Below are 20,387 nucleotides of genomic sequence, written 5' to 3' on the forward strand. Positions count from 1 at the left end.
TGCTGTGCAGCCTATTCGGATCGCGTCATTGGATGCTCAAGGTCCACATGGCCCATCAAACTCTCGGATTGTTGACCGTCCACCAGCAGATCCAATGATTTGACTTCATCAAACTGGAAGAACGTTTGTTTCAAAGCATCCAGTGCAAATACTTCCCCGCCCGCACCAAGACGTGCGGTATCCGGCATATGAATATCCAGAGTAAGTGCTCCGTCTTTGAATTGAACAGACTTCAATTCGATTTCTTTCGCCCAAAGCGGAACGAGTTTATCATCTTTGGTTTGTTGCAGTGCTGCAAATGCAGCCTTGTATTTGGCATCATCTGATGCGTAAGAAATCTCTGCGGTTGCCTTGTGTAATTCCAGTTCTTCCGGATCCGTATAGAATACATTAATGGACTTCTTCTCGTTACTTTCAGAAGTCGTTGGCTTCTCTGAAGAAGTTCCGCCAGATGGCGTTGTTGTACCCTCTGTATTGCCTTCAGTAGTACTGTCTTCTGTCTTATCCGGTGTCGTTGTTGTTGTATCCTCCGGTTCCACGGTAACAGGTTCAGTAATCTCCGTCTCGTCCTGATCATCAGGCGCATTGTTCTCTGTTCCCGCACCTTGAGTCTGAGTTGGAGATGGAGCAGCTGTTGGCTTGCTTCCACATCCAGCAGCAACTGCCATAACCGTTACCAGCAGCGCTGCAATCCATAATTTTTTGTTCATCCTAACTCCGCCTCCTGATCATAAGGGCTAGAACCCTTATTTAATTCCCAGATACTCCTTGATCCCTGCAACAATCCCTTTGGCTACACTGTTCTGGAAACTTTCATTGAACAATGCCGCTTCATCACTCTTGTTGCTTAGGAAACCAGCTTCCAGCAAAACAGCTGGCATCGTTGTTTGACGGGTTACATGGAGACTTGCCGTTTTCACACCGCGGTCTTTCAAACCAGATGACTGCAGAAGATACTTGTGCATCACCGTAGCCAGTGCCTTGCTGTTAGAACGGGTGTAGAATGTCTCCACACCGTTTGCCGCAGCAGACCCGCTATTTGCATGGATGGATATAAAGATATCTGCCTTCAAGCTCTCTGCGATCTTCACTCGTTCTTTCAATGCCAAAAATGTATCATCGCTGCGCGTCAGCACAACGTCAATGTTGGATTCTTTTTTCAGCAATGCTTCCACTTTCAGCGCCATTGCCAAATTGAAATCTTTTTCCCTTTTGCCGGTTACCCCAATGGCTCCAGGGTCATGATTACCGTGTCCAGCGTCTACAACAACCACCTTTTTACCATTGTTTCCAACTGGAGGTTGCGGCGTTGAAGTGCCTTCTTTGTTCAGATCAATCATAACGAGACCGGAGTCACTTTGCACGTCATAACCCTTAGCATTGCTCAAATCAATCACAAAACGAAGGGTAGAAGGACTACTGCTGTACAAGGAATAACGAATCTTCGATACATCCGGATATCCACTCACAACAAGCTGTCCATTCTGATTGCTGTCCAGAGCTTGTCCCTCACTGAAAGAATCAGCGAATGCGGTATTCGGCAAGTCGATCACGATTCGATCCGGTCCTGTCATCGTGAAGACGTTCGGCTTCGTACTTCCGCTTGTTGCAATCAAGAAGCGGTTATCGCTAAAGCTGATGCCGTTCACCAGTACAAGACCCTCCTGATTGGAACCTCCACCATTATTGCCAGAGTTCGGAGGAGTGATTGTCCCGTTTCCGGAACCTGAATTCTGGGTAACTAATGTTACCGTCTTCGTTGTATTGTTCCAACCCACCTTAAGACCCATTTGCTCACCGATGAACCGGAGAGGCACAAGTGTGGTACCATTTTTCACGAGTGGTGGGGCATCCAAGCTCACGTTACTGCCGTTCACCTTTGCCGTCTTCTGTCCAACAATCATCTGCATGGCAGTGTTGTCTTTACTGATAGTCACGGTGCTTGTTGACTGTTTCCAGTCCACGCCATATCCCAGGCTTTCAGAAATAACCCGAATAGGAACCATCACCGTGCTGTTGATGTTTACCGCTTTGGCATTCGAAGGCTGAACAATTTCTTCCCCATCTAGGATAATGTGCGTATCTGCTGCTGCATGACTATAGCCCGGGAAAACGAGCCCAAAGACAAATAACAGTACCAAAAAACCGAACTTCTTCATCCTCCACCCCTACCATTCTCATATTTTTTTGCCGCATGTTGTGAATCTTCAGCTCCGACTGACCACTTGGGCATTACCAGACACCTATTAGACGCCCCGCACTCTCAAAAGTTGCGAATATATTCCAACATAACAGAAAAAAAACGTTGTCAAATCAAGCTTTTTCTACATTTTAATGTCTTTATTTTTCCTTTATTATCAATTATGCATCTCTAAACAACGTACGACCCTAACCTTCACATTTACGCATAACCCACGTTACAATCCCAAAAATTCAACGATTCCGTCCACGATTGCCTGTGCACATTTGTTCTGATAATCCTCTGTGAGCATCAGCGCTTCATCGGTAGGATTACTCAGAAAGCCGAGTTCAAGCAGGACTGCAGGCATGGTTGTTTCTCGGGTCACATGCAGACTTGCCGTTTTGACCCCCCGATCCTTAAGTCCTGTAATCGGCTGCACATGTTTGTGAAGTATGTCCGCCAAAACTTTGCTTTCCTTGCGACTATAGAGTGTCTCTATTCCATTGGGAACAGGAGTCGTAAATTTGTTTCCATGAATGGATACAAAAATATCCGCTTGATTCAGTTGGGCAATATCCACGCGTTGTTGCAAGGACAACTCCGTATCATCCTGCCTTGTAATGACCGTCTGAATATCCGTATGCTGTTGCAGAAGCTCTTGAACTTTTAATCCCACTGACAAATTAAAATCCTTCTCGTAGGCACCTTTCACACTAACGGCCCCCGACTGACGTCCACCATGTCCCGGATCGATGATCACCACTTTTTTTCCATCATTGGTTGGGATAGCCGGCTGACTTGTCGATTCTCCAGTGGCCATCGCGAGGTCCACGAGCATCACGTTGTTATCACCGAGTGACCATTTGGCAGTAGCTGCCTGACTTAGATCCAGGACCACACGCACTGTTGAAGGTGACTTGCTGAATATCGCATAACGAACCTTGGAGACCAGTGCCGAATCCGTAACCTGAACACTTCCACTCCCATCCGGATTAGTGGCTTGTCCCTGCATAAATTCCTGCGCAAATGTGGTTCCAGGCAGATCCACGATAATACGGTCGGGTCCACTGAGACTGGACACTTTGGGGGTGATTTTCCCATTCGTCGCAATGATCAATCGATCTCCGCTGAAGCTAATGCTTTGAATCTCTCCAAGTCCAACCGGTTCAGGAGTTTCTACTGGATCAGTCTCACTCTCTGTACCTGTCACAGGAGGAATACTGAATAGGCTTACTGTCTTAGTTCCGTTGTCCCATCCTACCTGTAGGCCCATGCCTTCACCAACAAAACGTAATGGAACGAGTGTAGTTCCCTGTTTGATCAAAGGGGGAGAATCTAGATTCACCACGTTTCCATTCACGGTAGCTGCATCTTCCCCTGCCGTCATCTGAATACTGCTGTTGCCTTTAAGAATACGAACGGTCTGGGTCGCTTTCTCCCACTTCACCTGATAACCGAGGTTTTCAGAGACAATCCGAATAGGCACCATGACGGTCTTGCCCATGTTCTCGGCCGGAGCTCCCGATTGTTGCTTAATGGTCACACCGTCCAGCACAATCGAGGGCGAAGAATCGGCATTTGCCATGACAGGAAATAAACATAGGAACAGAAAAACAAAGACTGCTGCCGACCATTTCTTCATACATCATCCACCATTCTGTTTGTCTTTTGAACCTTCAATCTGATTCGCTGTGATGCAACGCCCAACACGATCAACCCTTCCATAATCTACTAATCAGTTTATCAGATATTGTCTGATTATCCGGTTACAACGTTGTCATATTTAGTCGGAAACAGGGGGATCAAAAAAAGGGTGCTTTCTCCATTAGTCTAGTTCCCAAAATCGTATGGAGATTACATTCCTCGCCAATTTTTGCTATGCTGAGTTCAAATACTCGGATACAGGAGACTGAGCCTTGATGCCTAAAATACTGATCGTGGACGATGAAGCAGATCTTCGAAAGCTACTGACTGACTATTTTGAAATTAACGGATATTCCGTCATGACGGCCAAGGACAGTCGGGAAGCGCTGCGGAAAGTGGAACAACAACCCGATCTCGTTTTGTTAGATATCAACATGCCTGAACAGAACGGCCTTCAATTATGCGAAAAAATCCGCAACTTCGTCTCTTGCCCGATCTTATTTTTAACGGCTCGAATCGAAGATGCTGATAAAATAGCCGGATTTCGGGCCGGAGGCGATGACTATATCCTGAAACCTTTCAGCATTCGCGAGTTAGGGGCCAGGGTCGAAGCGCATATGCGCAGGGAACAGCGAATCCAAAGCAAATCTTCGGTAAGGTTTAACGATGATTTGGTCATTGATTATACCGCCCGAGAGCTCTACTACCTGGGTAAGCGAATTTCACTGGCCAAAAAAGAGTTTGATATCGTCGAATTGCTGTCCACGCATCCTGGTATGGTGTTTGGAAAGGAACGCATATACGAAAAGATTTGGGGCATGGACGATCAAGGCGACAGTAACGTGATCGCGGAGCATATCCGGCGAATTCGCTACAAATTAAAGGATTACGGCTGTGATAACAAAATCGAGACCGTTTGGGGAGTAGGATACAAATGGCCAAGTTCATGACTAGGCTCCTGTTTTTAAAGCGATTGTCCTTACTGCAATCTTTTATGCTGTTGTGCGTGGTCACACTCATTGCCGTGCTGGCCATCATAACTATGGAGTTTGCTTGGGCGGAGAACCTGCGACTGCGTTTCGGAGAAACGGATTGGGTGCTGCCCTCCCTCGTCACGGCGGTGCTGCTAACCGTAGCCGCTGGAATTGTCACCATGGCCGTTCTATTTTACAGATGGAAGCTAAAACGTCCGCTGGAGCTATTAAAACGAGCATCCGAGAACATCTCGGCCAACGATCTAGGCTTCCGCATTTCCTATGACAGCCAGGACGAGATGGGCGAGTTGATCGCGGTATTTGAAAACATGCGCTCACAATTGGAGAAAAACCTAAAGACACTCTGGCGTTCGGTTGAAGAGCGCAAGCAGATCAATGCTATTTTTGCCCATGATCTGAGAACACCCCTGTCAGTGTTGAAAGGAAACGCCGAGCTTCTCGCCACCTATCTGCCCGAGAAAAAGTTGTCAGAAGAAAAGGTGCTGGACCTAATCCATACTATGAACCTTCACATCTCGCGTCTGGAGAGCTATGCGGAGGCCATGAACTCGATTCAGAGGCTGGAGGATGTCCCGTTGAATTGCCAGTCGATAGATACGATTTCATTGACGGCTTTGCTGGACGGCAGCGCCGAACAAATCGCAAGACAGTTCGGTATACGCTTCGTCTCTTCCGTGGAATATGATAATGCCTCAATACATGTGGATCCCTATCTCGTCATGCAGATTTTCGAGAATGTGGTGGCCAATGGGGTGAGATACGCAGCCAGTCAAGTAAACGTCCGCTATGACGTTCAGGGAGGCATTATGAAGATTACCGTCTCAGACGACGGTCCTGGTTTCTCGGACGAAGCCCTGAGTAAGGCTATACTCCCTTTTTACCGCGGCGAAGTGTGGGATGCGACCGAACATCGCGGGTTGGGCCTTTACGTTTGCAAGGTGTTTTGCGAAAAACATGAAGGGATTCTCCAGATCGCAAACGGACCTAACGGAGGCGGGAGCGTGACGGCAAGTATTGGGACCCAAGTTGATAAATAGTTGAAAATGATCTGATAACATTTCCTTATCTTGAATTCAAGGAGTGTTATCATGCTAAAACTGAAAAAAAGAGTGTATATCACAATTAGCTGCTTGTTGTTGTTATGTACCGTGTGGGCAACCCCCGTATCCGCCAAGGAAGCCAGAGACAGGACAGAAGTCCAGCAGGAGATCGACGAATATATGAATCAGAGCATGAAGGCCAATCACATCAAGGCTGCTTCACTGGCGATTGCCAATAACAATGAGGTCTTTTACGCAAAAGGCTACGGGACATTCGCGGATGGCCAGAAGGTTACGGGTAACACCCCTTTTCCCATTGCTTCACTAAGCAAGTCCTTTACTGCATTGGCCGTTCTGCAGCTGGTGGACAAGGGTCGGATCGACTTGGATGCTACTTACGCTTCCTATTTCCCCGAGCTTTCTCCACAGGATCCCCGCGTTCTTGACATCACGGTCCGTCATTTACTGAATCAGACCAGTGGTCTCAATGACAAAATAAATCCCGATATGACGAGGACTCCGCAATTCCAATCGCTGAATGAGGCGAACCGATTATTAAACAAGGTTCAACTTGCCCATATCCCCGGAACAGCCTACAGCTATCATAATCCCAATTACGTGCTGCTGGCGAACCTCGTGGAAAGCGTCAGCGGAGAGCGCTTTTCGGATTACCTGAAAAAACATATTTTTGAACCGCTAGGAATGAACCATACCTTCAGTATCAGCACGACGCAGCAACTCTATGAGAATAATACTATTCCGCTAGGACATTACTTGAGTTTGGGACGCTCCATAGGTCAATCCGAACCGCTTTGGTTCATTGACGGCCCTGCTGGCATCGTTTCAACCGCGGAGGACATGTCCCTATGGATGCTTGCCCAATATCACGGCAGCCTCGTTTCCCCTGTGCTGATGAAACAATATCATGCTGTAGGAGCTATCGGTCCGTACGGCATGGGATGGCTTGCAAACCAAGATGAGTCTAGCGGCCGAACGATCTCCCACAGCGGTATTTTCTGGACCTACAAGTCAGAAGAACTGGTTTATTTGAACGAGCAGATGGGCATTGCGGTAATGTTTAATTCTGGTTTAAACGCTTATGTGAATTACTCGGCATTTATTGATGGAATTGCGGATATCATGAGGGGGGAGAAGCCCCAAACCTCTTTTCTAAACGGTCGAAATATGGAATTGTTCATGATTGCGCTGATCCTCGCTACGCTTGTATGGGGTATATACGCCTATTTTCGCATCCGTCGGAGGAACAAACGCCTAACCATCCGCAAATTGATTCTGATAACGGTCGGAAGACTGATCCCGATTCTGATTCTCTTGTCTCTGTCCCCATTGATGACGTTTATCGGCGGAGGACGCGTGCTGCCTAGGTTCGGCATCTGGACAACCCTGTCGTCTCCTATCATATGGCTTATTGTATGGTCGCTTGTGAATTCCATGCATTTGGCTTGCTATGTTTACGTCTATATTCAGAATACAAAAAACAACCGTTTGGATTTACCTCAGTAGTCGATTTTCACCTTCCTTCCATTACAATCCTATCATCAATCGCTATGATCCTTTCCTGACCATTCGCTTAACGAAAAGACAGCCGACTATTTAGCCGGCTGTTATTGCGGTAGATTCGTTAAAACTTTGACCCAAGAGAGTGTTATGGAGGAAGAACTTGGTATTCAAGCGATTAAGCACGTGTGCTCCGAGAGACGCGGCTCGACTATACTAGGATCAAAATTGCATCCAGAGAACGGAACAGTAACGAGGAATACGTGTTGAAGCATTCAGCCAAGAAGAATCTGGAATTCTATGTATAGATGAATCTAAAGTTTCATTTCGTTTTTGGGAATACAAAAAGCTTCTGTCTCACCAATCGGAACAAGGTTCCTATTGGGAGACAGAAGCTTTCTACATTATACGATACTTTAGCGATTAACCGAATAATTTAGCCGCGTGGCGTTGTTCGTAAGCAGCTATTTCATCATCATGTTGCAGTGTAAGACCAATATCGTCCAAACCTTGCAACAGGAATTGGCGACGATGCTCATCCAGATCAAAATCGATATGCAGTCCGTATGCATCTGTAATCGTTTTGTTTTCCAGATTTACATTCATCTCATAGCCTTCATGTGTCGCTGTACGTTGGAACAGATTTTCTACCTGCTCTTCCGACAACTTGATTGGCAAGATCCCGTTCTTGAAGCAGTTATTATAGAAGATGTCTGCATACGATGGTGCAATCACGCAGCGGAATCCATAGTCCATAATCGCCCATGGCGCATGCTCACGAGAAGATCCACAGCCAAAGTTGGCACGAGAGATCAGGATGGATGCCCCTTCATAACGGGGTTTGTTCAATTCGAAAGAAGGAATGTTGTTGCCCTCTTCGTCGAAACGCCATTCGTAGAACAAAAATTGTCCAAATCCCGTCCGTTCGATGCGTTTCAAAAATTGTTTAGGAATGATTGCATCTGTATCTACATTGACCCGGTCTACCGGTGCAACAATACCTTGCAGTGTTTTGAATTCTTCCATATGATCCGTTCTCCCTTCTGTCCGTTATTGGTTAGATAACCGCTTCTGTTTTGAAATTCCAGTCACGTACATCTACGAAGTGACCTTTAACTGCTGCTGCTGCTGCCATTGCCGGAGATACCAGATGTGTACGTCCTCCGCGCCCTTGACGCCCTTCAAAGTTACGGTTGGAAGTCGAGGCACAGCGTTGACCTGGCTGCAATACATCCGGGTTCATGGCCAGACACATGCTGCATCCTGCATCACGCCATTCAAAGCCGGCTTCCGTGAAAATTTTATCCAAACCTTCTTTTTCCGCCTGGATTTTGACACGTCCCGAGCCTGGGACAACGATTGCTGTAACATTACTGGATACAGTGTGACCTTTGGCTACCTGTGCAGCTGCACGCAGATCCTCGATCCGTCCGTTCGTGCAAGAACCGATAAATACATAGTCAATTGGAATCTCGGAAATTGGAGTTCCAGGTGTAAGTCCCATATATTCAAGCGCTTTTTCAGCCGCTTTACGTTCATTTTCTGTTGGCAGTTCAGCTGGAACAGGAACTTTAGAAGAAATGTCGGTTCCCATGCCAGGGCTTGTTCCCCAAGTTACTTGCGGAATCAATGTTTCCACATCGATTTCAACCACATGGTCAAATTCAGCACCCTCATCTGAAACAAGCTGTTTCCAACCTGCTACAGCTTCATCGAATTTGGCACCCGTTGGTACGTACTCACGTCCACGCAGATATTCGAATGTCGTTTCATCTGGAGCGATCAAACCGGCTCTTGCTCCACCTTCAATGGACATGTTGCAGACCGTCATACGCTCTTCCATGCTCAGCTCACGAATGGATTCACCTGTATACTCGATAACATAACCTGTTGCAAAGTCCGTACCGTATTTTGCAATAACTGCAAGGATCATGTCCTTCGCTGTTACACCCGGATTACGTTTGCCGACAAAACGAACTTCCATCGTTTTGGCTTTGGCTTGCTGCAAACATTGTGTTGCCATAACATGCTCTACTTCACTCGTTCCGATCCCGAATGCGAGTGCGCCAAACGCACCGTGTGTGGATGTATGGCTGTCGCCACAGACAATCGTTTTGCCTGGATGAGTCAGACCCAATTCAGGTCCCATAACGTGCACAACACCCTGGTCAAGGGAATCCAGATCATACAATTTCACACCGAAGTCACGGCAGTTTTGAGAAAGTGTATCGATTTGTTGTTTCGAAATCGGATCTGTAATGTTGAAACGATCCTTGGTCGGAACGTTGTGATCCATTGTTGCAAATGTCAGCTCAGGGCGACGAACTTTACGGCCGCTCAGACGCAGACCTTCAAATGCTTGTGGAGATGTTACCTCATGCACCAGATGCAGATCGATATACAAAATGCTTGGTTTGCCTTCTTCCTGATGAATTACGTGGTTTTCCCAAATTTTCTCAAACATCGTTTTTTTACTCATCATTTTCACCTCATCATTAGTTCGGTCCTTGGAAGAGCTCATTGTTTCCTCTAAAAGTGAAGCTCTTGAATGACATAAATATATCACCCTGTCCTTCATTGTTCCAAGATATAATATCTATAGATGTAATAGGTTTAACCTATAATGCGAAAAAGACAAATAAACCACTGCTCATAGCAGAGGTTTCAATTGATAACAATTATCATTATCAGATAAGTCTTATACTACGTTCCCGCTCCATCGCTGTCAATGCTTTTTCTGTAAAAGAGAAAAAAACAGCCCTGAAAATCAGAACTGCTTTCCCAAGTTCTCATTTGATGAACATTTCCAATCATCACCGACCTATGAGAGTGCTTGTCATCTAGTGTTTATTACAAGCCGTTATTCGCAATCACATCTTTGTACCAATAGAAGCTTTTCTTGCGCTTTCTCTCCAGAGTTCCGTTACCATCATTATCCTGATCGACATAAATAAAGCCATACCTTTTCTCCATCTCTGAAGAAGAATAACTGATCAGATCAATGACTCCCCAGCTGGTATAACCCATCAGCTCCACCCCGTCCAGAATTGCTTCATGCATCTGTTCCATGTGGGAACGGAAATAATCGATCCGGTAATCATCCTGAATGCTGCCATCTTCTTCAATCGTATCTACGGCTCCAATCCCATTTTCAACGATAAACAAGGGCACCCCATAACGACTATATAGCTCATTCAGTGAGATTCGCAGACCTACCGGATCGATCTGCCAGCCCCAATCATTGGTTGTGAGATATGGATTCTTCACGCCACCTGTTGTGTTACCACTCACCTGCTCCAGCCGATCTCCGTCGACACTTGATACAAGAGACATATAATAACTGAATGAAATAAAGTCAACAGTGTGTACTTTCAGAATCTCCTCATCACCTTCAAGTATCTCGAGCACAATTCCTTTTTCAGCAAATAATCTTTTGGTAAAGTATGGATATGCTCCGCGCACCTGTACATCCGTGAACATGAGATTGAATTGATTGTCCCTGGAAGCAACGAGTACATCTTCGGGATTACACGTATGTGCATAGGTTGTAAGCTTGGTCAGCATACATCCGATCTGGGAACCGGGAATGATCTCATGACCGTATTTTACTGCGAGAGCACTCGCTACAAATTGATGATGCAACGCCTGATATACAGCCTGTTCCACATTTTCAAAACGCTCTGGCACAATGCCACCACTGGTAAAGGGATGACGAACAATGCTGTCAATCTCATTAAACGTAATCCAGTACTTTACTTTATCCTTGTAGCGGGTGAACACGGTTTTGCAAAAATGAACAAAATAATCGACGACTTTGCGATCCGTCCATCCCCCATGATGATTCACCAGATACATTGGCATTTCATAGTGGGACAACGTGATTAATGGTTCAATGCCTTGTTTCAACATCCCATCAATAACGTGGTCATAGAACTGCAAACCGGCTTCATTAGGCTCTGTTTCGTCGCCATTAGGGAAAATTCGGGTCCATGCAATGGATAAGCGCAACGTTTTGAGACCCATCTCCCCAAACAGGGCCAGATCCTCCTCATAACGGTGGTAGAAATCGATTCCTCTGCGTTTCGGATATTCTCTATCCGAGGTAGACTCCATCGCAGCCTTGATCTGTTCTTCAGTGATGGCATTGTGTTTCTTATACTCACTCTTGGCAACACCTTTTCGATAGATCGCGATATCGGCTGTAGATAGACCTTTCCCATCCACATTCCAGGCTCCTTCAGCCTGGTTAGCAGCAATCGCCCCTCCCCACAGAAAATCTTCTGGAAACGTTCTTGTTGTATTGGTCATTGTGTATTCCTCCTTGGATTAACTCTTTAACTCTTGCTCAATTACGACTCATGACCCGATTGAGATGAATAATAAGGTACATCATCTCTTCGCTAGAGATCGTATGTTCGAAACGGGCTTCAATATAATCCTTGATTAGCAGTACGCACGCTTCTTCATGTGGATATTTGTGGGCAATCTGGTCAAAGAGTTCATGATCCTGCGTATTTAATGTTTTGTGTTCAAAAAGTCGCTGGATGAAAAACTGTAAATGGGTCAAAAAACGTGAATAGTTAATGCTGTGAGTATCCAGTTCCACCTGATAGTGAATTTTTATAATATTGAGTACATCCTTGACTGTATTTGTCATCAGCATGACCTGATTCATATTGTCATCATTCTGCTGGGCATTGACGAGATGAAATGCGATATTGGCCGCTTCCTCTTCAGGCAGGGATAGACCAAGCTGTTTTTGAATGAGAGACAGGCCATGCAACCCGATACCGAACTCCTGCGGATAGAACTTTTTCACCTCCCACAGCATTCGGTTCTGGATCGTCATATTGTCCTTGAATCGCTTCATTGCCATATACAGGTGATCCGTTAATGCGACATAAAGATGATCACTCAGATGTCGGGACAATATATGTTTGGCATGGGAGATGATTTCATCAGCCAGAATCAGATATTCTTTTGGCGTTTCCTTCATCAAAGCGGTGAGATCCGAAGAGATTGTTTCATTTTCAAGGACATAGATCTTCTCGATCTCATCCTCGTTCACGGCATCTCCCGGTTTGCTCTTATAGCCGATGCCCTTCCCCATCACAATAATTTCCTTGTCATCCTCACCACGTCGGGCGAGAACAATGCTCGAATTCAGTATTTTTACGACATCCATATCAGGCAACCTGCCTTTCATTCATATTTCAGCGGGTTACAACACCGTAATTAATGGTTTTCCCGGTCCCGTAACTGGTGCAGATTCATTGCCCAATACCTCCAAATAGTCCGAGGAATTCGTTACAATTACAGGGGTCGTGGTGTCATAACCTGCAGCTTGTATTGCTGCAAGATCAAATTCGATCAGGAGCTGACCATGAGAGATCTGTTCTCCTTCGTTCACTTTTACATCAAAATGCTGACCTTTCAGTTTCACCGTATCCAGTCCAACATGAATCAGAATTTCCACACCATCCACCGACTTCAGACCAATGGAATGTTTGGTACGAAACACCGTTTCAACGGTACCATCAAACGGGGCAAACACCTTGCCCACACTCGGCTGAATGGCCATTCCTTGTCCCATCGCTTCTTGTGAGAAGGCCTCGTCCTTCACCTCTCTTAATGGCAGAACCTTACCCTCCAATGGAGCAAATACGATCTTTTTGGATTTGATGCCTGTAGATGGCTGGATTTCAGCTTCCCCGCCCACTTTACCTTCGGAACTACCCGCCGTTGGAACTGTTGCTGGAACTACATCCTGAAATCCAATGACATATACTGCAACAAACGCAATAACTGCAGAAATCAGCATAGTAATGATCGCATAGATAATGTTCATATGATCTTCACTGATAAACATAGGCATCGATGCAATCCCCGGACCCACGGCAGCATAAGCCTTGAGATTCACAATACCTGCGAACAACCCTGCGACTCCGGCGCCGATCATGCAGGCAAACAGCGTTTTCTTAAGCCTTAAATGTACTCCGTACAGAGCGGGTTCCGTGATACCGAATACACCGGAGATACCGGCAGACAATGCGACTTGTTTGAGCTTCGTATCCTTGGTTTTGAATGATACTGCCAGTGCGCCAGCGCCCTGCGCCATATTGGAAGCCAGCATCGCGACCAGTACCAGAGTCTCGTAACCCGGTGAAGCAAGTGCTGCGAAAATAATGGGGTAAAACACTTTGTGCATGCCGAACATAACAATCAAAGGCATCAGTATTGCCATAATAACTACGGTCAACCATCCAATCTTGTCCTGAATCCAATAGATCAGGTTGGACATTCCCGTTCCGAGATACATCCCCAGAGGTCCAAGTACAATCAGGGTGACTGGAGCAACAATTAGAATAACAATCAACGGTTTAAGGAAAATTTTAACCGGCCCTGGTGAGATTTTGTCCGCGAACCGTTCAATGTAAGACATGAACCAGACTGTTAAAATAATCGGTACCACAGATGTCGCGTATTGCACGGAAGCAACAGGTATACCAATAAAGGACACCGGATCTTCACCACCAAGCAGACCAATCATATTCGGGTGTAACATGATCCCACCGAACAGGACGGCAACAAAGGGATTCGTTTTGAATTTATTGGCACTGGAAAAGGCCAGTAGAATCGGCAGAAAATAAAAAGCTGCATCCGACATGACACTCAAAACGGTATATGTCTGGCTCTCTTTGGACATCAAGCCGGTCACAGTGGCCAGCAACAACAGGGCCTTAAGCATTCCCGAGGCAGCAATAGCTGGGATAATAGGCTGGAAAATGCCTGCAATGACGCTGGCAAAGGTATTAAACAGACCTTTGGGGCTATAATCCGCTTTTGGCTTTTCTTGAACCTCGCCTGATTGCTGGGTATCCACCATCTTGGCAAGTTCATTGTAGACGTATCCAACGTCATTACCGATGATTATCTGATATTGCCCACCGCTGTTCACTGCGCCAATGACGCCATCCAGACTCTTAATTTCGTTAGTCTTCGCCATATCTGGATTCTTCAGGGTAAGCCTCAGCCTTGTTGAGCAATGAATTGCCGTATTGATATTATCATTGCCACCGACCAGCTCCATAATCGATTGGGCTAATTGTTTGTAATTCATGGTGCACCTCCGCGATTTTTTTCATAAATGGAACAAAAAAAGACCTAAAGAGGGTAGGAAAAAAACTCTTCCCACCCAATCTAGGTCTTGCCTGCCGAACAGTAACACGCCATTGTTGGATGAACTACTATTCAATTATATTAACGAAAAAGAAAATATACATTTGTACTGCATCTGTCCTAACAGACCGATTGCATTTGAAAACGATCATCTTGTTATACCCGGGTAAGTGTAAATCGTTAAGCGTTTTCAAAATCAGTATATCAGCTCTTTTTATGCAGTGCAAGCGTTCCGTTGAAAATAATGATTTCTTCTTCTGTAGTGATATAATGGTGGCATAACGAAAGGAATGACATGTTGATATGGAATTCAGACAACTTCAGTATACGCTGCAGATTGCGGCAGAGCGGAATTTCTCCCGGGCAGCCGAGAAGCTGCACATCGCCCAGCCTTCACTGAGCCAGCAGCTATCCAAGCTCGAAAAAGAATTAGGGGTGCTGTTATTCCAACGGAACACCAGCGCTGTGGAACTTACACATGCAGGGGTAACTTTTGTAGAACAGGCACAAAAAATTGTGGATGCAGTGGAGTTGCTCAGACAGGAAATGTCGGACATTTCCCAGCTACGCAAAGGTAAAGTCGTTGTAGGCAGTATGCCAATCACTGGCTCTCACCTGCTTCCACATGTGCTTCCCGCGTTCCAACAAGCCTATCCTGAGATTGAGGTCACCTTGCTGGAAGATTCAGGGCTTACGCTGGAGAAGTTGACGGCAAGTGGCAAGGCTGATTTAAGCCTGCTCTCCCTTCCCTTACAGGAGCCCAGCTTATCTTATGTAACGATTGGCGAGGAGCGGATTGATCTGGCTGTCCCTCCAAATCATCCCCTGGCACTCAGAGCAGATCCGGAAAATACGATTCCCGTACGGATGGAGGAGCTTCGCGATGAACCCTTTGTTGTGTTGAAGAAAGGACAAGGCTTCCGTAAACTCACTTTTGATCTGTGTGAGCAGGCTGGTTTTGATCCCAATGTTGTGTTCGAGAGCACAAACATCGAAACTGTGCAGTCGCTGGTCGCCACAGGTATGGGCATTACACTGGTTCCACGCTTTATTGCCCGTGCACCGCGCAGTGAATTCGTGCCGGTTTACGTACCGCTGGCTGAACCCACTCCCAGTCGAACCCTGGTTGTAGCTTACCGTCAAGGAAGAGTCCTTTCCAAAGCAGCCGAGGCATTCATTCATACGTTTAAACAAACCGTGGCCGGTCTCTCCGAAGGAGAGCACTAGGTCCATCGTCTCGAAAGGCATTTCCCTCCAACATCGATGAAATAAGGTCTCTGTGATTCGTTACACCTCAGATCTGAGCCAATCAGAGCTAATATCGTGTGCCAGGTTTATTAGACCAGTAAACGCTAACAAAGGCTTGACCCATCGGGCCAAGCCTTTGTCATATACTCGTCTCCCACATCCGTAGGATAAAGTTCTTGCATACTTGCATGATCATTGTAGTGCATCGTTACAGTACAATGTTGCTCGTATCATTAAGATTTAAATGTTAACGTAAAAACGTACATATGAGAATTTCAAGTTTGACGGTTTATTTGCGCAAATTACGATCACTGGTCAGCCTGTTCTGCTGATTCATAAGACGGCCTTCATCCTGAACAGCTTGTTCAGGGGGGGATAGCCCTCCTGCCCCATTCTCTAAGAATAGCCTCAAGTGATCTACCCTTGTGTTTTCCTGTTCCAGTCTCCTGAGCGTATCTTTCACATGGTTGTCCATTGATTGATCATCCTCCTTGGTGACGGGATAGTTATCATTACCCGCCTCCTTGAGGAATAAACACTTTATCGGAAAATTACAGATTTTTATTGGCTGCCAAAATAAATGCCGGGTCTCCGATCTTCAAATACCGGAATACGGCCGCGAACTTCATCCACAAGAGCAGGGCGGATAAACCCGGTCACGATCTCTTCCCCTTCTCCGCCTTCAGCCACAATCTCACCCCAAGGATCGATAATGAGAGAATGTCCGAAAAATTCGGTGTCTCCCCCTTTACCTACACGGTTACAGGCGATCACGTACATCTGATTCTCAATCGCTCGGGCCGTAAGCAACGTACGCCAGTGGTTCAAACGAGGATTAGGCCATTCAGCAGGAACAATCAACGCCTTTGCACCGTTTAAAGCAAGTGTACGAGCCAGTTCAGGAAACCGGATATCGTAACAGATCGAAGCACCAGCAGTAAGACCATTCTCCAGTTCAAAAATCTCAGGCTCCGCACCAGGCTGTAAATATTTCTCTTCATCCATCAAGCGAAACAGATGCAATTTATCGTAACGCGTGACTTGATTCCCTTCACGATTGTAAGCATACATTGTATTGTAAATTTGTCCGTCACGCTTCTCGGCGATTGAACCGCCTACGATCGAGATTTGATGTTTTTGGGCAAAAGCGGACATCCACTCCCGTGATTTTTGACCTTCCGGGTCAGCGAGTTCATGGATTTGCTCCAAAGCATAGCCCGTGTTCCACATCTCAGGCAGCACGGCGAGTCCCAGATCAGGATATTGTTCTACCGCGCGTTCCAGCAACATCTGCATATGTTTATGGTTGGCTTCGGGATCTCCGAGCTGAATATCGCCCTGAATCAGGGCTACACGCATTTCTCCCTGTTGTTTTTCTGTCATGACAAGCACTCCTCTGAACCGTAATACCTGTTATCATAGCTTGATCATCCAAAGAACCGCAACCCTGTTTTCGTTATGAACTTCCACATAACAACTCAGGCAGCAGAGTCAGCAATCGATTGCTGCTCATCGCATCACTCAAATTCCAGGTTGTCTCCTCCACATGGTAGACTTGTCCATTCTTCACGGCCGGAAGATCACTCCAACTGGAGCTTTGCATCAGCAACTCTGTGGCTTGCCTTGCCACGGTTTCCTCAGGCAGTATGACAAATATATGGTCCCCTGCATATTGACGAACCGCCTCGGCCGAAATTTCCTTATACGCTCTGCCAGCAGTAAGTGCTTCCTTCACTTTGGTAACAGGACTGAATCCCATTGGATGATATAACATCGGGGCAAGCCCAATGTTGCCCATAACAAACAATCGCGCACCGCGATGGTACGCAAAGACAGACGCAGTTGCGCCAGGTTCAACAGAAGTATGGATCTTCTCCCACATCTTCTCTGTACGCTTCCAATAGGAGGAAAGCCATTGCTCAGCCTGAGGTTGCTTGCCAAACCAGCTTCCCACTCTGCGAACTCGAGCTTCCAGCGTTGCATGAGAGTTGTATGCCAGCGTAGGCGCTATACGGGAGAATTGTTCATATTGCTGTTCATTACTGCTATCAAAAATAATCAGATCCGGCTTCATTTTAACAGCTGCTTCCACATTAACCGGTGCAACCGCATCATATGCCTGATCTCCAAGCAACCGAATGCCCAGCATAAGCAGATCCCCAGCGGAATCTCCATAATACATAATTCGCTCCGGGTTTGCGGGAATGTTCACATCATGACCCAACCAATCCTGCACCAATGTATGCTGCTGAATGGATCTGTCATATTGACGGGGAGATAAGCCAGTCATTTGTCGAAAACGCCTGCTGAAATAATACTCATCTTTGAAGCCCACTCGGCTGGCTATATCACGAAGCGGTTCATTGGATTTGCGTAGCCACTCCTTGGCATGTTTAATTCGTATATGGTTCACATAATCAAGCGGCTTGTGGCCGGTTAGTTGTCTGAACATGGTGGTGTATTGCACCGGCCGAATGTCCGCGAGTTTCGCCAGTTTCTGTACTGTAATTTCTTCAGCGTAGTGGTCTTCTGCATATTGAATCGTGCTGTGGAGTCTTGATTCCATGCTCTGCTCCGTTTTTGGTGAAGTGTACCGGGTGATAATCATCTCCATCCATCGCTGAAACTGTGCATTCAAATGACTGTATTCGGCATCTGTTTTATATTCTCTAATCGCATACAGTCGCTCCAGCAACCCGCTTAATGAAGCGTAAGGATAGCCGTTCAATTGATTTCTATATTCAAATACAGGGCGCGTATACTGTTCCGGATCACCTGTCAACACATGAATAACATCAAAAGCCATCACCATATATTTTAATTCCAACTGGTTTCCATGTTCAATCTGATACCCCTCACCCGGAGAAAGTGGGTACACACATCCGGTTGTGAAGGGAAACTGTTCACAGCCTATATATAAGCGACCTTCCCCTTCTACGCAGATCAGGAACGTATGTTGATCGCATGACACTTCTAACATCATCTGTTCTGGTTGTTCGATTCGTTGTTCCAGTTGATCCAGCCGAAACATAAATGCTGAAAAATACAACCCTTGTGCATCTGCACCTAAAACCTGCATGTGGATACACCTCGTTTTATAATTGAGAATAATTATCATTTATTCTACATGCTCTGATTATAAGCGAACCTTTTGCAATAATCCATCCACCTTACTATCCAGATCCGCGAGAAATGCACTAATTAAAGAACCTCATCAACGTTATTTAAGTTATTTCGGTAAAAGGATGACAAAATATAGCCGGAATCCATCAACTAAAGTCGCCACGATTCGTTAAAGTTGCGTACTTCATCATTTCATATATTAAAATGGGCTCACTTCGTTAGAAGGTGGAATACCATGCCAAAAGGAGCTGTTCCAGCAGTCATATTCACGACTTTTGGAGCACCTCCCTTTTCGTAATAGATCATAGAATACTTACTGCAAATCTTAGATCCATTATTGGATCATCTGTTTCGGGAGCTCCTTAAGCAACCACTCCCTGGAAAGGGCATCACTTGAAGCTTTCACGATATCAAAACGATATACTTTTCCTTCTTTTACAGCGGGCAGGTTCTTCCATATTGGACTATCCAGCATTTCTTTGGTGGATTGTTTGGCATCATCCGTCACAGGATCAAGAATAAATACACGGTCACCCACAATTTCAGGCAATTTTTCAGTGGAAATTTCCACAAAGCCCATGCCTTCATCCAATACTTTCTGAATTTCCGCAGTTGGCTTCATCCCGTCTTTTCCATATAACAACTGTGGCAATCCTGCTCCCGCCATGACAAACAGCCGATTGCCGGGATACATAGTGAATACCGAAGCCGTTTCACCTTCTTTCAGTCCGTTTTCATGAAGCTGCTGCCACATTTCTTCTGTCGCCTCTTGGTGGGCTGTAACCCACTTCTCGGCCTCCTGCTTTTTGTTCAACAGGTCGCCAAGGATACGCATGCGGTCTTCCAACGACCCGAACGAATCAAATGTCACTGTTGGGGCAACCTTTGAAATCTGCTCGTACTGTGCTTCATCACTGTTGGAGAAGATGATCAAATCGGGATTCAATATAAGCGCCTTTTCAACACTCATCGGGAACCCAACATCTTCTGCCTGAGCCACCTGTTCATCGTATACCGTTCCATCCTGACGAAGTATACCTACAGGAACAACGCCCAGCGCCAGCAAGTCCCCAGTCACTTCTCCATGATAGATGACTCGTTTCGGAGTTACAGGCACCTTGACCTCATGGCCCGTCCAATCTTTAAATATACGGGTTTCACCCTCACTGTTATCTTCGGATGCAGTCTGTTCCCCACTTTGAGTGTCTTGGTCTCTCTGAGTTTCTGCGGCTACTTTGGAATCATCCGCTCCAGCAGCTGGTGTCGAAGTCTGGTTCCCACATGCCAGTAAAAGTATGGACAACCATGTAACCGTCAATAATACTGCCGTATTTCGTATACCCTTTTTCATTTTTATTTCTCCCCCTATAGTGCTTCATTGATGATTATGCAATGATATTGATTATCATTATCGTAAGTTATCATAAAACAGAATTCACTCTGATTCCAATGGACAAA

The 20,387-nt window shown here is 45.9% G+C and carries 16 protein-coding genes; 4 read left to right on the forward strand and 12 right to left on the reverse strand.

Translation table 11 applies throughout. The annotated features are described in order from the left end of the window. Nucleotides 1–11 precede the first annotated feature (11 nt). The 3 genes from ACR32F_RS19090 to ACR32F_RS19100 all read right to left on the reverse strand — a co-directional run bounded on the left by ACR32F_RS19090 (nt 12) and on the right by ACR32F_RS19100 (nt 3,824). Nucleotides 12–710: a GerMN domain-containing protein gene (locus ACR32F_RS19090; protein WP_440109700.1), complete on the reverse strand. Its 699-nt coding sequence runs from the start codon at nt 708–710 to the stop codon at nt 12–14. A gap of 36 nt (nt 711–746) precedes the next feature. Beyond that, a complete protein-coding gene (locus tag ACR32F_RS19095; protein ID WP_440109701.1) occupies nt 747–2,159 on the reverse strand; it encodes an N-acetylmuramoyl-L-alanine amidase in 1,413 nt (470 codons plus the stop codon). 258 nt (nt 2,160–2,417) lie between these two features. Then, nucleotides 2,418–3,824 (reverse strand): N-acetylmuramoyl-L-alanine amidase, encoded by a 1,407-nt coding sequence (locus ACR32F_RS19100; protein WP_440109702.1) that lies wholly within the window; start codon nt 3,822–3,824, stop codon nt 2,418–2,420. A 277-nt stretch (nt 3,825–4,101) separates the two neighbouring features. Between ACR32F_RS19100 and ACR32F_RS19105 the strand changes: the two genes are divergently transcribed. From ACR32F_RS19105 to ACR32F_RS19115, 3 genes are read left to right on the forward strand one after another with little or no spacing between them, the layout of a single operon-like run. Then, complete coding sequence (locus ACR32F_RS19105; RefSeq protein ID WP_440109703.1) at nt 4,102–4,776, forward strand: response regulator transcription factor; 675 nt, start codon at nt 4,102–4,104, stop codon at nt 4,774–4,776. Continuing rightward, on the forward strand, nt 4,761–5,858 hold the full coding sequence (locus ACR32F_RS19110) for a HAMP domain-containing sensor histidine kinase (RefSeq protein WP_440109704.1): 1,098 nt from the start codon (nt 4,761–4,763) through the stop codon (nt 5,856–5,858). The genes ACR32F_RS19105 and ACR32F_RS19110 overlap by 16 nt, the downstream gene beginning before the upstream one ends. Before the next feature lie 51 nt (nt 5,859–5,909). Next, the gene (locus tag ACR32F_RS19115) at nt 5,910–7,385 is read left to right on the forward strand and encodes a serine hydrolase domain-containing protein (protein WP_440109705.1); all 1,476 of its coding nucleotides are present in this window, start codon (nt 5,910–5,912) and stop codon (nt 7,383–7,385) included. Between the two features lie 417 nt (nt 7,386–7,802). Here the strand turns inward: ACR32F_RS19115 and leuD are convergent, their stop codons facing one another. The 5 genes from leuD to ACR32F_RS19140 all read right to left on the reverse strand — a co-directional run bounded on the left by leuD (nt 7,803) and on the right by ACR32F_RS19140 (nt 14,499). Beyond that, complete coding sequence (gene leuD, locus ACR32F_RS19120; protein WP_440109706.1) at nt 7,803–8,405, reverse strand: 3-isopropylmalate dehydratase small subunit; 603 nt, start codon at nt 8,403–8,405, stop codon at nt 7,803–7,805. A gap of 31 nt (nt 8,406–8,436) precedes the next feature. Further along, nucleotides 8,437–9,858 (reverse strand): 3-isopropylmalate dehydratase large subunit, encoded by a 1,422-nt coding sequence (gene leuC / locus ACR32F_RS19125; RefSeq protein WP_440119951.1) that lies wholly within the window; start codon nt 9,856–9,858, stop codon nt 8,437–8,439. A 371-nt stretch (nt 9,859–10,229) separates the two neighbouring features. Continuing rightward, a complete protein-coding gene (locus tag ACR32F_RS19130) occupies nt 10,230–11,687 on the reverse strand; it encodes a glycoside hydrolase family 1 protein (RefSeq protein WP_440109707.1) in 1,458 nt (485 codons plus the stop codon). Nucleotides 11,688–11,724: 37 nt separating this feature from the next. Continuing rightward, entirely contained in the window at nt 11,725–12,564 is an 840-nt protein-coding gene (licT, locus tag ACR32F_RS19135; protein ID WP_440109709.1) for a BglG family transcription antiterminator LicT, read from the reverse strand. A 36-nt stretch (nt 12,565–12,600) separates the two neighbouring features. After that, on the reverse strand, nt 12,601–14,499 hold the full coding sequence (locus tag ACR32F_RS19140) for a beta-glucoside-specific PTS transporter subunit IIABC (RefSeq protein WP_440109711.1): 1,899 nt from the start codon (nt 14,497–14,499) through the stop codon (nt 12,601–12,603). A gap of 362 nt (nt 14,500–14,861) precedes the next feature. Between ACR32F_RS19140 and ACR32F_RS19145 the strand changes: the two genes are divergently transcribed. Continuing rightward, nucleotides 14,862–15,785, forward strand: a complete 924-nt coding sequence (locus tag ACR32F_RS19145; protein ID WP_440109713.1) for a LysR family transcriptional regulator — start codon at nt 14,862–14,864, stop codon at nt 15,783–15,785. Between the two features lie 310 nt (nt 15,786–16,095). Here ACR32F_RS19145 and ACR32F_RS19150 read toward each other — a convergent pair whose 3' ends face one another. The 4 genes from ACR32F_RS19150 to ACR32F_RS19165 form a co-directional block, all read right to left on the reverse strand. Further along, a complete protein-coding gene (locus ACR32F_RS19150; RefSeq protein WP_440109716.1) occupies nt 16,096–16,281 on the reverse strand; it encodes a hypothetical protein in 186 nt (61 codons plus the stop codon). Nucleotides 16,282–16,367: 86 nt separating this feature from the next. Beyond that, nucleotides 16,368–17,189, reverse strand: coding sequence for a carbon-nitrogen family hydrolase (locus ACR32F_RS19155; RefSeq protein ID WP_440109718.1), 822 nt, complete (start codon nt 17,187–17,189; stop codon nt 16,368–16,370). Nucleotides 17,190–17,262: 73 nt separating this feature from the next. After that, nucleotides 17,263–18,885, reverse strand: a complete 1,623-nt coding sequence (locus tag ACR32F_RS19160) for an ABC transporter substrate-binding protein (RefSeq protein ID WP_440109720.1) — start codon at nt 18,883–18,885, stop codon at nt 17,263–17,265. Nucleotides 18,886–19,263: 378 nt separating this feature from the next. Continuing rightward, nucleotides 19,264–20,280, reverse strand: coding sequence for an ABC transporter substrate-binding protein (locus tag ACR32F_RS19165; RefSeq protein ID WP_440109722.1), 1,017 nt, complete (start codon nt 20,278–20,280; stop codon nt 19,264–19,266). Nucleotides 20,281–20,387: the final 107 nt, after the last annotated feature.

The sequence above is a fragment of the Paenibacillus hebaui genome, from assembly GCF_051934385.1.
Lineage (GTDB): Bacteria > Bacillota > Bacilli > Paenibacillales > Paenibacillaceae > Paenibacillus.